The organism is Sphingomonas larreae, from assembly GCF_051400595.1.
Classification (GTDB): Bacteria; Pseudomonadota; Alphaproteobacteria; order Sphingomonadales; family Sphingomonadaceae; genus Sphingomonas.
In genome coordinates this window covers 939,653-955,586 of sequence record NZ_JBLFFI010000001.1, presented here as the reverse complement: position 1 = coordinate 955,586, position 15,934 = coordinate 939,653, and the positions used below count along the sequence as shown (strand labels likewise).

Genomic DNA, 15,934 nt, shown 5'->3' with positions numbered 1-15,934 from the left:
GGCGACCGCGCGACTGCGGGTCGCGGCAGCGGCGCGCGCGTGAGGGACTGGTGGGGAGCGCCGTCCGCCCGCCGTCGCGCCAGCGCGCTCGCCCCGAGCGCGACGACGATCGTCTGGGCGCGCGCGGCGCTCGACGATCTGCGCGCGATCGACGCCTGGCTCGACGATCATGCCACGCCTGCGACCGCGCTGGCGATGGTGTCCGCGATCCGGCGGCGCGCCGAGTTCCTGCGCGATTTTCCTTATGTCGGCCGGCATCATCGCCGCGACACGCGCGTGCTTCGCGTACTCGGCACGCCCTATCTGATCCACTATCGGCTGGTCGGGCAGCGCTGCGAGGTGTTGCGCGTGTACCATGAACGCGAGGACTGGACGTCCGCGCCGGCGGCTCCGCGCCCGTCACCGCGGTCGGGCGACCCGGCGGGGCTGGCGTGAGCCGGCGTATCGGCCTGCTCGGCGGCTCGTTCAACCCGGCGCACCGCGGCCATCGCCATCTCACGCTCGCGGCGATCCGCGCGCTCGATCTGGACGAGATGTGGTGGCTGGTGTCGCCGGGCAACCCGCTCAAGCCCGCGCGCGGCATGGCGCCGCTCGCGGCGCGGCTGGCGTCGGCGCGCGCGATGGCGCGGCGCGCGCCGATCCGCGCCACCGACATCGAGGCGCGGCTGCGCACGCGCTACACCGCTGACACGCTCGCCCAGCTCACCCGCCGCTATCCGCGAACGCGCTTCGTGTGGATCATGGGGGCGGACAATCTCGCGCAATTTCACCAGTGGCAGCGCTGGCGGACGATCGCGCTGACGATGCCGATTGCGGTGGTGGCGCGTCCGGGTTATGATGCGCGCGCCCTCGCGGCTCCCGCGATGGGTTGGCTGCGGCGCTTTCGGCGGCCCGCACGCCAGGCCAGGAAGTGGACCGAGTGGAGTGTGCCAGCCCTGGTGCTGCTACGTTTCCGCCCAGACCCGACGTCCGCGACGCAGCTTCGCGCCGCCGATCCTGCCTGGCACGTTCGTTTCGCCGATCCCATATCCGCAACCATTACGCCCGCCGCAGCGTCCGCGGCATCCTGAGGAGCCACCTTGCCCGCCACTGACCCCGCTCACCGCACTGCCGACGCCGACCAGGTCGCGGCGCTGCACCAGCTCGTCCTGCAATCGCTCGACGACGACCAGGCGGTGGACACGATCTCGATCCCGCTCGCGGGCAAGTCGTCGATCGCGGACCATATGGTGATCGCCAGCGGGCGCTCGACCCGCCAGGTCGCCTCGATGGCGTCGAAGCTTGCCGAGAAGATCAAGGGCGAGACCGGCCGCCCGGCCCGGATCGAGGGGCTGCCCAGCGCCGACTGGGTGCTGATCGACGCCGGCGACGTGATCGTCCACCTCTTCCGCCCCGAGGTGCGCAGCTTCTACAATCTCGAGCGGATGTGGTCGTTCGGCGACGCCCCGCCCGCGACGGGAGCCGCAGGCGCGGCATAAGGGAGCGGCTTTCCCGATCGTTCCGTGCGTCGTCCATCGGGACGTACTCCGCGATCTCGAGTCAGGACGTTGAAAGTCCTCTTTCCCCCCGGAGAGAGGGGCTGGGTGAGGGGCGGGATTTCACCGAGACGAACCTCTCTGCGGGGCACCCTCCCGTCGCCCTGAACTCCGCGAGGAGAGAGGGCGTTCGCGCAGCGCCGTCTCCGCCGTCTCCGCCGCTTGCGCCGGAAGCCGCCTCGCTACGACTCACACGCCGGATGACGTCGTCGCGCGGCGCCGCTAACGTGTCGCCATGCTGCTCCATATCGTCGCGCGCGGACGGATCGGGCGCTCGCCCGAGGCCGAGCTGGTCGACCGCTATCTCAAGCGCATCGCCTGGCCGACGCGGGTGAGCGAGCTGCCCGACCGCGGCGGGCGCGAGCCCGACCGCCCCGCGCAGGGGCGTCGCGTGCTGCTCGACGAAAAGGGCGAGATCCTCGCGTCGACTGCGTTCGCCGCGACGCTCGCGCGCTGGCGTGACGACGGCGTGCGCGAGACGCGCTTCCTGATCGGCGCCGCCGACGGCTTCTCCGACGCTGAGCGCGGCGAGGCCGACCTGCTGCTGTCGTTCGGCCGCGCCACCTGGCCGCATCTGCTCGCGCGTGCGCTGCTGGCCGAGCAATTGTTTCGCGCCACCAGCATCCTCGCCAACCATCCCTATCATCGCGAAGGCTGACGTGGTGCGCGCCGCCCGCGTCGTCGTCGCCGTTCTCACGGTTGCGCTGCTGACGGCGGACGGCGCGGCGCTGCCCGCGGGAGCGCCGCGCGACGTCGCGCCGTTCGCTGGCGCGGAGGCGGAGATCGCGCTCGAGCGCGCCCGCGCCGCCGCGATCGCCGCGCGATTGGCACGGCAGCGCGCACGGCTGGCCGCCGAGCAGGGGGCGGTGGTGCGGCTGGTCGCCGCGGTGGCCGCGGTGGCGCGGCGACCGCGGCTGGCGCTGCTGACCCAGCCGGGCAATGTCGCCGATCTCGTTCATGTCGAGGCGGTGCTGGGCGTAACCGTGCCGCGGATCGCGCGCCGCACCGGCGCGCTGCGCGGCGCGCTCGCACGGACGCGCGCGCTGGCGGCGAGCGCCGCTGCGACCGAGCGCGACCTCGCCGCCGAGCGCGCCCGACTGGTCGAGGCGCGCGAGCGGCTCGCCACGCTCGACGGTGACGACGAGCGCGCGCTGGCGCTGGAGGAGAGTGCGCGCGACAGTGCCGACCGGATAGCCGCGCTCGGCGGCACGCAGGCGGTGCTTGGCGACCTCATCGCACTGGCTGGACCGCCGCGCACGGTTGCCGGGCGGGCGAGCGCGGCGCCGGCCTATCGGCTACCCGCGCGCGGACGGCTCCTCACCGGGCTCGGCGAGCTGTCGGGCAACGGCGTGCGCGCGCGCGGGCTGACGCTGGCGGTGCCGCGTGGCGCGACGCTGGTGGCGCCCGCTGGCGGGGTGGTGCGCTATGTCGGTGCGTTCCGCAGCTATGGCACGATCGTGATCCTTGACCATGGCGCAGGCTGGCAAACGCTGGTGACCGGCATCGGCGCCGCTACGGTGCGCCGCGGCGAAACGGTCGCGCCCGGCGCGCCGCTCGGCCACGCGCCCGATCGCGGCGACGCGGCGGTGACGGTGGAGCTGCGCCGCCGCGGCGTGCCGATGGACGTCGCGCAGCTGGTGGGGTGAGGACGCTCTCGCGCCCGCTTCGAGCGGCGCGGCCGCTCGGCCGTTTCCCCGCGGCGCAGCCTCCCCGCTCAGCCGCGGTTCAGCCGCGCGGGCGCTAGGATCGTCCGTGCAATTCCGCTACATCGCGGGATCGCTCTCACCGGGGTCTCGACCGTTCGCATGAAGTCCAAGCTGCTCCAGGCCGCCGCGCTGGTCACCACGATTGCGATGGTGCCGGTCGCCACCGGCGCGATCGCCGCCGCCGATACCAGCGCCTATCGCGAGATGGACACCTTCCTCGACGTCTATAATCGCGTGAAGGCCGATTACGTCGACAAGGTCACCGACGAGCAACTGATCAAGGGCGCGATCGACGGCATGCTCGCCGCGCTCGATCCGCACTCCAGCTACGTCGACGCCTCGGACTTCGACAATCTGCGCATCCAGACCGAGGGCAATTACGGCGGCCTCGGCCTCACCGTCTCGATGGAGGACGGCGCGGTGAAGGTCGTCTCGCCGCAGGAGGACACGCCCGCGGGGCGCGCCGGGATCAAGTCGGGCGACTTCATCACGCATATCGACGGCAAGTTGATCTACGGCGGCACGCTCGACGAGGCGACCGCGCAGATGCGCGGCAAGCCCGGCACCAAGATCTCGCTCACGCTTGTCCGCCCCGGGCGCGACAAGCCGATCGACGTCACCCTCATGCGCGAGGTGATCGTCCAGCGCCCGGTCAAATGGGAAGTGAAGGGCGACGTCGGCTACATCAACATCAACACCTTCTCCGAAGCGACCGGTGCCGACACGCGCGCCGCGGTGATGGCGATCGACAAGTCGCTCGGGCACAAGCCGCTCGGCTATGTCGTCGATCTGCGCGAGAATGGCGGCGGGCTGCTGACCCAGGCGATCGAGGTGTCCGACGCCTTCCTCGACCACGGCGAGATCGTCAGCCAGCGCGGCCGCGAGAAGGACGATATCGAGCGCTATTTTGCCAAGCCGGGCGATGTCGCCAACGGCCTGCCGATCATCGTGCTGACCGACTCGGGCACCGCTTCCGCCAGCGAGATCGTCGCCGGCGCGCTGCAGGATCACCACCGCGCGCTGGTGATGGGCGAGCGCAGCTTCGGCAAGGGGTCGGTGCAGACCTTGCTCCAGCTCGGCCCGCGTACCGCGCTGCGGCTCACCACCGCGCGCTATTTCACGCCGTCGGGGCGGAGCGTGCAGGAGGGCGGGATCGAACCCGATATCCGCGTGCCGCAGCTCTCCGACGCCGATTACAAGTCGCGCCCGGTGTTCCGCGAGGCCGATCTGCGGCGTCACCTGATCAACGAGATCAAGTCGCCCGACAATGCGGTGCTGGAGGAAGACACCAAGGACGATCCGCGCTTCACCGCCACGCCCGAGGCGCTCAAGAAGCAGGGGATCGCGGACTTCCAGCTCTGGTATGCGCTCAAGACGATCGCGCGACTGGGCGGGCCGCAGCAGGTTGCCGCGGTGACGCAGTCGATGGCGAGCAACCAGCCGATCGCGAGCAAGAAGTGAGTTCCGCAACGCTGGATCGCCCGTTCGGCGCGCGCGCGGGGCAGGGGCTGCGCAACGCGCGGCTGCTCGCGCTGCTGGTGCCGGCGGCGTTGCTGGCGGGTGCCTGGGCGTTCCAGCTGATCGGTGGATTATACCCCTGCGAGATGTGCCACTGGCAGCGCTGGCCGCATTATAGCGCGGTCGCGATAGCGGCGCTGGCCTTCGTGGTGCGCGCGCCGCGGGTGCAGGCGACGCTGGTGGCGGGCGCGGCGGCGCTGGTCGTCGTCTCGGGCGCGATCGGCGTCTTCCATGCGGGGGTGGAATATCATTGGTGGCAGGGCGTGACCGCCTGCACGCAGACCACCAGCACGGTCGGTCTCTCCACCGACCAGGCGCTCAAGGACCTGCTCGCCGCGCCGATCGTTCGTTGTGACGCGGCGCAATGGTCGCTGCTCGGCGTGTCGCTGGCGGGATGGAACGCGGTGCTCTCGTTTCTCGGCGCCGCGCTGATCGTATCGCAGATGTGGAGGCGCGCATGACGTGGAAGCCCGGAGACAAGCCCGCCGCGAGCGACTCGATGATCCGGGTCGACCAGGCCGGCGAGTTTGGTGCGATCCGGATCTATGCGGGGCAGCTCGCGATCATGGGGCAGCGCTCGCCGATGGCGCGCAAGATCTCCGCGATGGCCTTGCAGGAGGAGAAGCACCGCGCCTTCTTCGACCGCATGATCGTCGAGCGCGGCGTACGCCCCACCTTGTTCCAGCCGTTCTGGGACGTCGCCGGCTTCGCGCTGGGCGCGGTGACCGCCGCGATCGGGCCCGAGGCGGCCATGGCCTGCACCGCCGCGGTCGAGACCGAGATCGACAAACATTATGAGGAGCAGCTCGTCGCGCTGGGCGACAGCGACCCCGAATTGTCCGAAGCGATCCGCGAGTTCCAGGCAGAGGAGCTGGAGCATCGCGACACCGCGCTGGCGCATGGCGCCGAGAACGCGCCCGCCTATCCGCTGATGTCGGCGGTGATCCGGTTCGGCTGCCGGGTGGCGATCGCAACCGCCAAGCGGATCTGAGAGGAAGGTTGATGCGTCGTCGTGCCCCCGTCGCGCTGCTGCTGCTGGTCGCCTCGGCCGCCGCGAGCGCGCAGAGCGGTCCCCCGTCTCCCGATGCGGTGCGAGCGCCGCGCACCACCGCGGCCCAGGGCGTCTCGCGCAACGCGCCGGTGAACGGCGTGCTGGTGCTGTACGGCAACGAGCGCTGCCCCACGAACGCCGATGGCGCCGAGGTGGTGGTGTGCACGCGTCGCCCCGCCGAGGAGCAGTTCCGCATCCCCAAGGAGTTGCGCAACTTCGAGGTGACGCCGGAGAACCAGGCCTGGGCGGCCAAGGAGGCGGCGAACCAGAGCGTCGGCACCGTGGGCGTCGGCAGCTGCTCGACCGTCGGCGCGGCGAGCGCGACCGGCTGCGTCGCGCAGAACGCCACCCGCTGGAAACGCGAGCGCCGCGCCACGATCAAGGCGGAGCAGGACCAGCCGTAAAGTGATGAGTGCCTCCCCGGCGCAGAGAGGAAGCCGGGGGCGGAGGAGGTTGTCCGCAAACGCACCGGCGGGTGTGCGGAGAACTCCCCGTGGACAGCGCTGCGCGCTGCCACCCCGCTAGCGCGAGGGAACCAACATCACCCCCGCGCCATCCACAGCGCCATCGCGACCATCATCACGTTCTCGGTGAGCGACACGAAGCCCAGCGGCACCCGCGTCGCGCCGCCGACACAGGCGCATTTGAGCGAGCGGCGATCGATGTACACCGCCTTCACCACCGACACCGCCCCGACTCCGCCGATCACCAACGCGATCGGGACGGAGAGCCAGTCCGCCGCATGCGCCGCCATCAGCACGCCCGCCAGGCCCTCGGCATAGGGATAGACGTAGCCGTATCGCACCCAGCGGCGCGCGAGCAGGTCGTAGTTGAGGAACATGGTCGAGAAGGTCTCGACGTCCTGCAGTTTGAGCAGCGCCAGCACGCACATGCTGAAGGCGATGAACCACTCGCCCGCCCGTACGGTGAACGGCGTGCCGAACGCGGCGTGGCTCGCCGCCAGCGCCATCAGCGCGGTCATCGCGAAGACCGCGATCACTGGCCGGTAGCTGGTCTCGCCCGCCGCGGGGACGCGCTGGCCGAAATGTCGGCGCAGGTCGTCGTAGCCGCCGACGCGTTCGCCCGCGATGAAGGTCTGCGGCGTGGTCTTGACCCCATGCGCCGCCTTGAACGCGTCGGTCTCGGCGCGCGTGCGTAGCGGGTGGTCCTCGACCGTGTAGCCGCGGCGTTCGAGCAGGTCCTTGGCCTTGAGACCATAAGGGCAGGTGTGGTCGGGCAGGATCATGCGGTAGAGCGTGGCGTGGCGGTCGGTCGGGGCGGTCATGGGGAGGAGATAAGGGTCGCGCGGGCGGCTCGCCAGCGTGTGGCGGGTGCGGGTGGTGGGTGGTGGTGTTCGTCGAACGCGCCCTCTTCCGTCATCCCGGACTTGTTCCGGGATCCACCGATCCGCGCACTCGGCGGTCGATGAGAAGGTGGACGGGTAGATCCCGGAACAAGTCGGGATGACGAGACAGGAGCGAGACCGGGGACAATTCATCTCTTACCCGATGATGCGCCGGTACAGAGCGACATAGGCGTCCGCCATGCGCTCGACGCTGAAAAGCGCCTCCACCCGGCGCCGGCACGCGGCGCGGTCGAGCTCGCCGACATGCTCGATCGCCTCCACCGCCTGATCGACATTGTCGACGAGGAAGCCGGTGACACCATGCTCGATCAGCTCGGGCATCGCGCCGCGGCGGTTGGCGATCACCGGCGTGCCGCACGCCATCGCCTCCACCACCGAGAGCCCGAACGGCTCGTCGAAGTTGATCAGGTGGAGCAGCGCGCGCGCGCGGCCCAGCGCTGCGACCCGCTCGGCGCCACCCACCGCCCCGTGCCACGTCACCCCCGCACCAGCGAGCGCGGGTGTCACCGTGCGGTCGTGATAGCCCTGGTCCTGGACGATGCCGTACAGGTGGAGGTGGCGCCCGCTCGCGCGCGCCGCCGCAATCGCCTCCGCCGCGCCCTTGTCCGGATGAATCCGGCCGAAGAACAGCAGGTCGTCGCTGCCGCGCGGGTCGAACGCGAAGTCGTCGAGCGGGATGCCGTGGTGGATCGTCGCGGCGTAGCGCAGCGATGGGTGGCGATCGGCGTCGCTGATCGCGACATAATGGACGCGGTCCTGAAACGGCGCGTACATCGGCAGGATGCGATCCGAGGAGAAGCCGTGGATCGTCGTCACCAGCGGCGTGTCGACCAGCCGCGCGAAGGCATGCGCGGGAAAGTCGGCCTGATTGTGGATCAGGTCGAACTGGTCGGCCTGCTCGAACACATGCGCGAGGTGGCGGAACTCCCATACCTTCGCGTCGATCGCGGGGTCCTCCGAGTAAGGCGCGGGGACGACGCCGTCGAGCCGCGCCGCGGTGACGCTGTCGAGCGTGGCGAACAGGGTGACGTCAATGCCGCGCGCGACCAGCGCCTCGGTGAGCAGGTGCGTGACCAGCTCCCATGGGCCATAGTGGCGCGGCGGGGTGCGCCAGGCGATCGGGGCGAGCATGGCGATCTTCATTGGTGCTCCTTCGTCATGCGGCGGATTGGCGCAACCACCCTTCACCCCGTCATCCCGGACTCGTTCCGGACGCCATCGTGCCGCGAGCGCCGCGGCCGATGCGTATGCGGCACCATGGATCCCGGACCAAGTCCGGGATGCCGGGTGAGAGCTGCGCCGCGGCCTTCATCGAAAGGTCCTTTCGGATGTGCGCCGCACGGTCACCGCATCACCACGCCTTCGTTCGCACGCAGCACGCCATCGCTCGCTCCGTCGAGCGTCGACAGCAGCACCTCGCCGTCGAACGGCAGTGCGTGCGGTTCGCTCGACAGGTTGAGCGCGACCCGCAGCACCTCGCCGTCATGCCGCCGCTCATAGGCCAGCACGTCGCGGTCCGCCTCCACCAGCCGGAAGTCGCCGATCGCCAGCGCCGGATGCGCGCGTCGCAACGCGAGCAGGCGCCGGTACAGCCTCAGCATCGAGCGCGGGTCGCCCTCCTGCGCCGCGACGTTGCGCATGCGCCAGTCGGCGTTGAGCGGCAGCCATGGCTCCGCGGTGGAAAAGCCGGCGTGCGCTTTGGCGTCCCACGGCATCGGCGTGCGCGAACGGTCGCGCCCGATGCCGATCCCGGGCTGGCGCAGCTCCTGCGGGTCGCGCACGCGCTCGGGCGGAATGTCGACCTGCGCGATGCCGAGCTCGTCCCCCTGATAAAGCGTCGGCGTACCGCGCAGCGTCAGCAGCAGCATCGCCGCGACGCGCGCCTGCGCCTCGCCGACGCGCGCGGCGATGCGTGGCGCGTCATGGCTGCCGATCACCCAATTGGGCCAGCCGTGCGGCGGCAGCGACGCCTCATAGGCGGCGATCACGTCGCGCAGCGCGGCGGCGTCCCACGCATTCTCGATCAGCTGGAAGTTGAAGGGGAGGTGCACCTCGGGCCGGTCGACGCTGCCATACCAGCGCGCGTGGCGCTCGTTGGGCAGGAAGATCTCGCCGATCAGCACGCGTGGCTGTCCTTGGCTGCCGTAGCTGTCCGCCAGCGCGCGCATCTCGGCCGCGATCGCGTGCGCCTCGGGCTGGTCGGTCGAATGCTGCTGGATCAGCCGGTCGCGTTCGGTGATGCCGGGCCGCCAATGGGGGTTGGGCGGGTTGTCGGGCAGACCCTCCGCTTTAATGATATGCCACAGCACATCGATGCGGAAGCCGTCGACACCGCGATCGAACCAGAAGCGCATAACGTCCAGCATCGCCGCCTTCAGCGCCGGATTGCGCCAGTTGAGGTCGGGCTGCTGCTTCAGGAAGGCGTGGAGGTAATATTGGCCGGTGGCGGGGTCATAGTCCCACGCCGAGCCGCCGAAATCGCTGATCCAATTGTTGGGCGGGCCGCCGTCGGGAGCGGGATCGCGCCAGATGTACCAGTCGCGCTTCGGGTCGGTGCGGCTGGACCGGCTCGCCTGGAACCAAGGGTGCTGGTCCGACGAGTGGTTCGGCACGAAGTCGAGCAGCAGCTTGATCCCGCGCGCGTGCGTGGCGGCGAGCAGCCGGTCGAAGGCGGCGAGGTCGCCGAACATCGGCTCGACCCCGCAATAATCCGCGACGTCATAGCCGAAGTCGGCCATCGGCGAGGGGAAGATCGGCGACAGCCAGATCGCGTCGACACCAAGCGCGGCGACATGGTCGAGCCGGCGCTCGATCCCGGCGAGGTCGCCGATGCCGTCGCCGTCGCTGTCCTGGAACGAGCGCGGGTAGATCTGGTAGACGGTGCCGCCTTCCCACCACGGGCGCGCGTCAGGCGGGTCGCTGCGCTGGCTCATCGACGCGATAACCACCGCGCGAGGGAAGCGATCCGTGGCGGCGGACGCGCGTCCGTGTCCTGACCGTCTTTTGAGTCGGCTCGGTGACGGCGGGCCGCGGGTCGCGATCTCACAGCGACGCACTCCCCGTCATCGCGAACTTGTTCCGAGACCCAGCCCCGGCGAACGCAACGCTTCAGGAGTGCGCGGCACGGTAGATCCCGGACCAAGTCCGGGATGACGGAGAGGGGCGAAGGTCGCGCCCGGCGCGACGACGAATGCGCCTCGGCTCGCCGACGCTTAGGCCCGGGCCGCGACCGCTTCCTCGTCGGGCATGAGCGTCCAGCCGCGCGGTCCCAGCATCTCGATCGGGCGATAGCGCGTCTTGTACGCCATTCGGGCGGAGCCCTTCACCCAATAGCCGAGATAGACATAGGGCAGCCCCGCCGCGCGCGCGCGCGCGATATGGTCGAGGATGATCAGGTTGCCGAGCCCGGGGCGGGGGTCCTGATCGGTCGCGAAGAAGCTGTAGACCATCGACAGTCCGTCGACCTGCCGATCGGTGAGGCACGCGCCGACCAGCGCCCCGGGCCGGCCGTTCACGGACGGCTCGCGATATTCCACCACCACCGAGTTGACCGGCGACTGCTCGACCATGTCGGCATAGTCCATCTCGTCCATGCCGATCATCCCGCCGCCGGGATGGCGCGCCGCGAGGTAGCGCCGGAGCAGCTGATATTGCTCGTCGGTGGCCCAGGGCCGGCACGCGCTGACCTCGAGATCGGCGTGACGGCGCATCAGCTTGCGCTGCGACGCATGCGGCGCGAACTCATGCGTGACGACACGCACCGAGACGCAGGCGGCGCAGCCCGCGCAGCTCGGGCGATAGGCGACCGACTGGCTGCGACGAAAGCCGATCCGGCCGAGCGCGTCGTTGAGCTCGCTCGCGTTCGGGCCGCTCAGTTCGGTGAACACCTTCCGCTCCTGCCGGCCGGGCAGATAGGGGCACGGCTGCGGGCTGGTGACGAAGAAGCGCGGGAATCGAAATGGCGCGGTCACCGCCTCAGCCTCCTTGTTCGACTCCGCCCGGTGCGTAACCCCTCATATGTAGGGTCGTGCCGATGGTGAAAAGAAGATTCACCATCATTTCAGCGTGCTGCTCGGGACGAACCGGGTCAGGCGAGTTCCACTTCCTTCACCTCGTAGCCGGCCTCGCACAGCCCGTCGATCAGCCGGTCGAGGTGCGCACGATCGCGCGTCTCGCACTCGATGTCGGTGATCAGTCCCTTGGCGGGGAGGGTGGTGAAGACGCGCTGGTGCGAGATCTCGATGATGTTGACGCGCTCGCGATCGAACACGCGCATCACGTTGTAGAGCGCGCCCGGCTGGTCGCGCAGCTTGAGCCGCAGCCGTGCCATGCGACCCGAGCGCGCGAGATCGCGCAGCAGCACGTTGGCGAGCAGCCGCGTGTCGATATTGCCGCCGCACAGCACCACGCCGACGGTCCGCCCGCGGAATCGGTCCGGGTGCGCGAGCAGCGCGGCGAGTCCGGCGGCGCCGGCGCCCTCCACCACGGTCTTCTCGATCTGAAGCAGCAGGCTCACCGCCTCCTCCAGGCTGCGCTCCGATACCAGCACGATCTCGTCGACCAGCCGCGCGACCATCTGCGCGGTGATGCCGCCCGGTTCCTTGACCGCGATGCCCTCCGCCAGCGTGTCGCCCGCGCAGGCGAGCTGGGTCGCGTTGATGCGGTTGTACATCGACGGGTACAGCTCGGCCTGGACGCCGACCACCTCGATCGCGCGCGCGGCGGCGCGCGCCACCGTCGCCATGCCCGAGATCAGACCGCCGCCGCCGATCGGCACGATCAGCGTGTCGATGTCGGCATGGTCCTCGAGCATCTCGACCGCCACCGTCCCCTGCCCGGCGATGATGCGGGGATCGTCAAACGGGTGGACGAAGGTGAAGCCGCGCTCGGTCTCGAGCAGCCGCGCGTGCGCATAGGCAGCGTCGAACGTGTCGCCCTCCAGGATCACATTGGCCTTGTGCGCCTGGGTCTGCGTCACCTTCACCGTGGGCGTGTTGCGCGGCATGACGATCGTCGCGGGCACGCCGAGCCGGTGGGCGTGATAGGCCAGCCCCTGCGCGTGATTGCCCGCCGACGCCGCGATCACGCCCTTCTGCCGCGCCGCGTCGGACAGCTGCAGCAAGGTGTTGAGCGCGCCACGCTCCTTGTACGCCGCGGTGAACTGGAGGTTCTCGAACTTGAGATAAACGGTGGCCCCGGTCATTTCCGACAGCGTGCGGCTGATCAGCGTCGGCGTGCGCACGATCGACGGTGCGATGCGCTGGTGGGCGGCGTGGACGTCGTCGAGCGAGACGGGCAGAGCGGGATCGGACACGGGGAGACTGGCCATCGCGCGGTGCTAGCCTATGATCGAGGTGAGAGGAACACCCCCGCTCGCGCGCGACGCCGGGTGCGCGCAGCGCATGACGCGCGCACCTCTCGCCAAGATCGCCTGCCGGTCATATGGCGGACGCCTATGAAGCGCTTCCCGTCCACGCGCCTGCTCGGCGCGGCCGCCATCCTGACGGCCTTCGCCACCACGGCGCCCGCCGCCGCTGACGCGCTGATCGACAACGTCACAGGACTGACGCTCGATCGCGACCAGCGCGTCGTCCGGTTCAAGGCCATGGTGATCGATCCGCAGGGCAAGGTGGTCCGCCTGATCGCGCCCGACGAGCAGCCGCCCAAGCCGAGCAAGAAGAACCCCGGGCCGCGCTACGACTGGCGCGCCGACATGAAGGGGCGCGTGCTCGTCCCCGGCATGATCGATGCGCACGGCCATGTGATCCAGCTCGGCATCGCCGCGCTGACGCTTGATCTCTCCGACACGCGCACGCTCGACGCGGCCAAGGCCAAGATCGCCGCCTATGCGCGCGAGAATCCGGAGCGGCCGTGGATCGTCGGCCGCGGCTGGAACCAGGAAGTGTGGGGGCTCGGCCGCTTCCCCACCGCCGCCGACCTCGACGCCGCGGTCGCCGACCGGCCGGTGGTGATGACGCGCGCCGACGGCCATGCGGTATGGGCCAACTCGGCCGCGCTAAAGGCCGCGGGCGTCAGCGCGACGACGCCGAACCCGGCGGGGGGGCGGATCGAGAAGCCGCTCGGCACTTTGGTCGATCGCGCCACCGACCTGATGGAGAAGGTCGTTCCCAAGGTCAGCCCGAAGGACCGCACCGCCGCCTTCCTGAAGGCGCAGCAGATCCTGCTCGGCTACGGCGTCACCGCGATCGCGGACATGGGGACGAGCCTGGACGACTGGATGACCTATCGCCGCATGGGCGACACGGGCGCGCTGCGCCTGCGGATCATGTCCTACGCGCTCGGCATCGACACCGCGGTAACGATCGGCGGCACCGGGCCGACGCCGTGGCTGTACGACGACCGGCTACGACTGGACGGGGTCAAGCTCTACGCCGACGGGGCGCTCGGCTCGCGTGGGGCTTGGCTCAAGGCCGATTACGCCGACGCGCCGGGGCAACGCGGCCTCGGCTTCCTCAGCGACGACCAGTTGCAGAACATCATGAGCCGTGCCGCGATGGACCGCTACCAGGTCGCGGTGCACGCCATCGGCGACCGCGCCGACTCGCAGGTGATGGACGCCATCGCCGAGCTGTCGCACACCTACACCGGCGACCGGCGCTGGCGGATCGAGCATGCGCAGGTGGTCGACCCCGCCGACTTCAAGTCGTTCGGGCGGTACGGCATCATCGCCTCGATGCAGCCGACGCACCAGACCAGCGATCGCGTGATGGCGGAGGCGCGGCTCGGCCCGGCGCGGCTGGGGGGCGCCTATGCGTGGAAGTCGCTGCTCGACAGCGGCGCCAAGCTGGCGTTCGGCTCGGATGTGCCGGTCGAGCGGCCCGATCCCTGGGCGGGCTGGGCGGCGGCGTTCACGCGCACCGACGCCAACGGCGAGCCCGTCGGCGGCTGGCACGCCGAGCAGGCAGTGACGCGCGAGCAGGCGTGGTGGGCGTACACCGGTGGCGCGAGCTACGCCGGCTTCGCCGACGACCGGTTCGGCGTACTCGCGCCCGGGCAGCGCGCCGACTTCCTGATCCTCGATCGCGACCCCCTGCTCGCCGGCGCGACCGAGCTGCGCCAGACCAAGGTGCTGGAGACATGGATCGGCGGGCAGCGCGCGTGGGAGGCGGGCAAGTAGCACTGCCGCGCCGCGCCCGCGGTCACATTGCCTTCAGCGCCTCGGCGTGTCGCGCCACCGTCGGCACGATCCGCGCTGCGGCCACCCGCAGCGGCGCGGCGGTGCCGCCCGCGGCATAGGCCTGGTGGAGCGTCAGCACGCCGCCCTGCACCGCGCGCTGTTGCGCCAGATAGGTGGCATCGCGCGCCGCGCCGGTCTCGTCACGCAGCTCGGCGATCAGCTTGGTCTGGAGCGGGGTGAGCGCGGCGACGGGCACCCGGACCCGCGCGCGTGCCGCGGCGGCGCGCAGGGCCGCGGTGCTGCGCGCCTGATCCGCCAGCATCATCCGCGCAAGCTCGCGCACGCGCGGGTCGGTGGTGGACTCGATCACCATCTGGCTCGCGTCCCGTTCATAGCGGGCCGCCGCACTCGCGGCCTCGAGGTAGCGCGCGGGCGACATCGCCTGCGCCGCGCCGGCACCCGACACCAGCATCGCGGCCAGCCCCGCGATCACCCGCAGCGTCATTCTATTCTCCGTCCTCACAGGCCGAACGCCGACTTGAGCCGCGCCACCGCATAGAGTTCGGCGTCATAGGCGCCGCGCACCAGCCGGCCCATGCTGAAGAATTCGTGCGTCACGCCATTGTAGGTACGCTGCTGGACGCTGACCCCGGCACCGCGGAGCGCCTGCGCCAGTGTCTCGCCGTCGCTTCGCAGCGGATCGATCTGCGCGTTGACGATCGTCACCGGGGGCAGTCCGTGCAGGTCGGCATGGACCAGGTCGAGCCGTGGGTCGGCGAGCTGGTCGCGGGAGGCGGCATAATGATGCGCGAACCAGCCGAGCATCGCGGTGTCGAGCGGCCGGGCCGCGAAGGAGTCACGGCGCGAGGGCAGCGCGGGATCGCGGTTGGCGATCGGGTAGACCGCGAGTACGTGGAGCGGCCTAACGAGCGCATGGTCGCGCGCGTAGAGCGCGGTGTTGAGCGCGAGATTGCCGCCCGCGCTCTCGCCCGCCAGCGCGACGCGTGCCGGGTCCGCGCCCCAGCCGGCCGCGTTCTGCAGCGCCCATTGATACGCCGCCGCGGCATCGTCGTGCTGCGCAGGGAAGCGATATTCAGGCGCGTGGCGATATTCGACCGACACGACGATCGCATTGAGCTGCTTGGCGAGCAGGCGCGGCGTCGCGTCATAGGCGGTGACGTCGGCGAGCACCCAGCCGCCGCCGTGATAATAGACGATCAGCGGCAGCGGGGCGCCCGTACCCGCGGCGGCGCCGGGCCGGTAGACGCGCGCGAACTGCATCGCATCGGCACCATAAGCGAGGTCCTGGGTCGTCACCGTGGCATCGGGCGCGACCGACATCCCTGCCTTGTGGATCGCGGCGTTATAGGCGTCCGCTGCGCCTGGCTCGAGCCGCGCCTCCGCCGCGGTCAGCGCCTCGATCGGCCGCGCGCCGAGCAGCGGGAGCTGGTCGAGCACCGACTTCATGTCGTCGGCCAGTGCGGCGGGCGGCGTGGCCGCGGCGGTTGGAAGGGGCGGCGGCGGCGTGTTGAGCGCGGCGGGTGACTGCGCTGCGGCGCTGCCGCCGACCGCGAGCGCGACCGCCGCGCACCACATCATCCTCATCCCTGCTCCCCCGCT

The 15,934-nt window shown here is 70.6% G+C and carries 17 protein-coding genes; 10 read left to right on the top strand and 7 right to left on the bottom strand.

What is annotated here, in order from left to right:
* Positions 1-39: 39 nt before the first annotated feature.
* From ACMGDM_RS04210 to ACMGDM_RS04170, 9 genes are all read left to right on the top strand, one after another.
* Positions 40-435 carry a type II toxin-antitoxin system RelE/ParE family toxin gene (locus ACMGDM_RS04210; RefSeq protein ID WP_436802857.1) on the top strand — a complete coding sequence of 132 codons (396 nt, stop codon included), beginning with the start codon at positions 40-42 and terminating at the stop codon, positions 433-435.
* Positions 432-1,070 carry a nicotinate-nucleotide adenylyltransferase gene (locus ACMGDM_RS04205; RefSeq protein ID WP_436802856.1) on the top strand — a complete coding sequence of 213 codons (639 nt, stop codon included), beginning with the start codon at positions 432-434 and terminating at the stop codon, positions 1,068-1,070. Before ACMGDM_RS04210 ends, ACMGDM_RS04205 begins: the two co-directional genes overlap by 4 nt.
* 9 nt (positions 1,071-1,079) lie before the next feature.
* Positions 1,080-1,478 carry a ribosome silencing factor gene (rsfS, locus tag ACMGDM_RS04200; protein ID WP_436802855.1) on the top strand — a complete coding sequence of 133 codons (399 nt, stop codon included), beginning with the start codon at positions 1,080-1,082 and terminating at the stop codon, positions 1,476-1,478.
* Between the two features lie 292 nt (positions 1,479-1,770).
* A complete protein-coding gene (locus ACMGDM_RS04195; protein ID WP_436802854.1) occupies positions 1,771-2,193 on the top strand; it encodes a 23S rRNA (pseudouridine(1915)-N(3))-methyltransferase RlmH in 423 nt (140 codons plus the stop codon).
* A gap of 4 nt (positions 2,194-2,197) precedes the next feature.
* On the top strand, positions 2,198-3,181 hold the full coding sequence (locus ACMGDM_RS04190) for a murein hydrolase activator EnvC family protein (RefSeq protein ID WP_436802853.1): 984 nt from the start codon (positions 2,198-2,200) through the stop codon (positions 3,179-3,181).
* A gap of 159 nt (positions 3,182-3,340) precedes the next feature.
* Positions 3,341-4,702, top strand: coding sequence for a S41 family peptidase (locus ACMGDM_RS04185; RefSeq protein WP_436802852.1), 1,362 nt, complete (start codon positions 3,341-3,343; stop codon positions 4,700-4,702).
* Positions 4,699-5,220 carry a disulfide bond formation protein B gene (locus tag ACMGDM_RS04180; protein ID WP_436802851.1) on the top strand — a complete coding sequence of 174 codons (522 nt, stop codon included), beginning with the start codon at positions 4,699-4,701 and terminating at the stop codon, positions 5,218-5,220. Before ACMGDM_RS04185 ends, ACMGDM_RS04180 begins: the two co-directional genes overlap by 4 nt.
* Positions 5,217-5,750 carry a demethoxyubiquinone hydroxylase family protein gene (locus ACMGDM_RS04175; protein WP_436802850.1) on the top strand — a complete coding sequence of 178 codons (534 nt, stop codon included), beginning with the start codon at positions 5,217-5,219 and terminating at the stop codon, positions 5,748-5,750. The genes ACMGDM_RS04180 and ACMGDM_RS04175 overlap by 4 nt, the downstream gene beginning before the upstream one ends.
* An 11-nt stretch (positions 5,751-5,761) precedes the next feature.
* Positions 5,762-6,214, top strand: a complete 453-nt coding sequence (locus ACMGDM_RS04170; protein WP_436802849.1) for a hypothetical protein — start codon at positions 5,762-5,764, stop codon at positions 6,212-6,214.
* A 137-nt stretch (positions 6,215-6,351) separates the two neighbouring features.
* Here ACMGDM_RS04170 and ACMGDM_RS04165 read toward each other — a convergent pair whose 3' ends face one another.
* The 5 genes from ACMGDM_RS04165 to ACMGDM_RS04145 form a co-directional block, all read right to left on the bottom strand.
* On the bottom strand, positions 6,352-7,095 hold the full coding sequence (locus ACMGDM_RS04165; RefSeq protein ID WP_436802848.1) for a MauE/DoxX family redox-associated membrane protein: 744 nt from the start codon (positions 7,093-7,095) through the stop codon (positions 6,352-6,354).
* 216 nt (positions 7,096-7,311) lie between these two features.
* A complete protein-coding gene (locus ACMGDM_RS04160) occupies positions 7,312-8,319 on the bottom strand; it encodes a glycosyltransferase family 4 protein (RefSeq protein ID WP_436802847.1) in 1,008 nt (335 codons plus the stop codon).
* Positions 8,320-8,519: 200 nt separating this feature from the next.
* Positions 8,520-10,109, bottom strand: a complete 1,590-nt coding sequence (locus ACMGDM_RS04155; protein WP_436802846.1) for an alpha-amylase family glycosyl hydrolase — start codon at positions 10,107-10,109, stop codon at positions 8,520-8,522.
* Between the two features lie 279 nt (positions 10,110-10,388).
* A complete protein-coding gene (locus ACMGDM_RS04150) occupies positions 10,389-11,147 on the bottom strand; it encodes an arginyltransferase (protein ID WP_436802845.1) in 759 nt (252 codons plus the stop codon).
* A 116-nt stretch (positions 11,148-11,263) separates the two neighbouring features.
* Complete coding sequence (locus tag ACMGDM_RS04145; RefSeq protein ID WP_436802844.1) at positions 11,264-12,505, bottom strand: threonine ammonia-lyase; 1,242 nt, start codon at positions 12,503-12,505, stop codon at positions 11,264-11,266.
* Between the two features lie 126 nt (positions 12,506-12,631).
* On the opposite strand from ACMGDM_RS04145, the gene ACMGDM_RS04140 reads away from it, so the two are divergent.
* Entirely contained in the window at positions 12,632-14,314 is a 1,683-nt protein-coding gene (locus tag ACMGDM_RS04140; RefSeq protein ID WP_436802843.1) for an amidohydrolase, read from the top strand.
* A 22-nt stretch (positions 14,315-14,336) separates the two neighbouring features.
* Here ACMGDM_RS04140 and ACMGDM_RS04135 read toward each other — a convergent pair whose 3' ends face one another.
* Both ACMGDM_RS04135 and ACMGDM_RS04130 read right to left on the bottom strand, forming a co-directional pair.
* Positions 14,337-14,819, bottom strand: coding sequence for a DUF4142 domain-containing protein (locus ACMGDM_RS04135; RefSeq protein ID WP_436802842.1), 483 nt, complete (start codon positions 14,817-14,819; stop codon positions 14,337-14,339).
* A 14-nt stretch (positions 14,820-14,833) separates the two neighbouring features.
* Positions 14,834-15,919, bottom strand: a complete 1,086-nt coding sequence (locus ACMGDM_RS04130) for an alpha/beta hydrolase (protein WP_436802841.1) — start codon at positions 15,917-15,919, stop codon at positions 14,834-14,836.
* Positions 15,920-15,934: the final 15 nt, after the last annotated feature.

What these genes read in the sequence shown, in the direction of transcription:
- ACMGDM_RS04185 (WP_436802852.1), top strand. Translation starts at nt 3,341, where the DNA reads ATGAAGTCCAAGCTGCTCCAGGCCGCCGCGCTGGTCACCACGATTGCG.
- ACMGDM_RS04140 (WP_436802843.1), top strand. Translation starts at nt 12,632, where the DNA reads ATGAAGCGCTTCCCGTCCACGCGCCTGCTCGGCGCGGCCGCCATCCTG.
- ACMGDM_RS04170 (WP_436802849.1), top strand. Translation starts at nt 5,762, where the DNA reads ATGCGTCGTCGTGCCCCCGTCGCGCTGCTGCTGCTGGTCGCCTCGGCC.
- ACMGDM_RS04155 (WP_436802846.1), bottom strand. Translation starts at nt 10,109, where the DNA reads ATGAGCCAGCGCAGCGACCCGCCTGACGCGCGCCCGTGGTGGGAAGGC.
- ACMGDM_RS04130 (WP_436802841.1), bottom strand. Translation starts at nt 15,919, where the DNA reads ATGAGGATGATGTGGTGCGCGGCGGTCGCGCTCGCGGTCGGCGGCAGC.
- ACMGDM_RS04135 (WP_436802842.1), bottom strand. Translation starts at nt 14,819, where the DNA reads ATGACGCTGCGGGTGATCGCGGGGCTGGCCGCGATGCTGGTGTCGGGT.
- ACMGDM_RS04175 (WP_436802850.1), top strand. Translation starts at nt 5,217, where the DNA reads ATGACGTGGAAGCCCGGAGACAAGCCCGCCGCGAGCGACTCGATGATC.
- ACMGDM_RS04165 (WP_436802848.1), bottom strand. Translation starts at nt 7,095, where the DNA reads ATGACCGCCCCGACCGACCGCCACGCCACGCTCTACCGCATGATCCTG.
- ACMGDM_RS04145 (WP_436802844.1), bottom strand. Translation starts at nt 12,505, where the DNA reads ATGGCCAGTCTCCCCGTGTCCGATCCCGCTCTGCCCGTCTCGCTCGAC.
- ACMGDM_RS04195 (WP_436802854.1), top strand. Translation starts at nt 1,771, where the DNA reads ATGCTGCTCCATATCGTCGCGCGCGGACGGATCGGGCGCTCGCCCGAG.
- ACMGDM_RS04160 (WP_436802847.1), bottom strand. Translation starts at nt 8,319, where the DNA reads ATGAAGATCGCCATGCTCGCCCCGATCGCCTGGCGCACCCCGCCGCGC.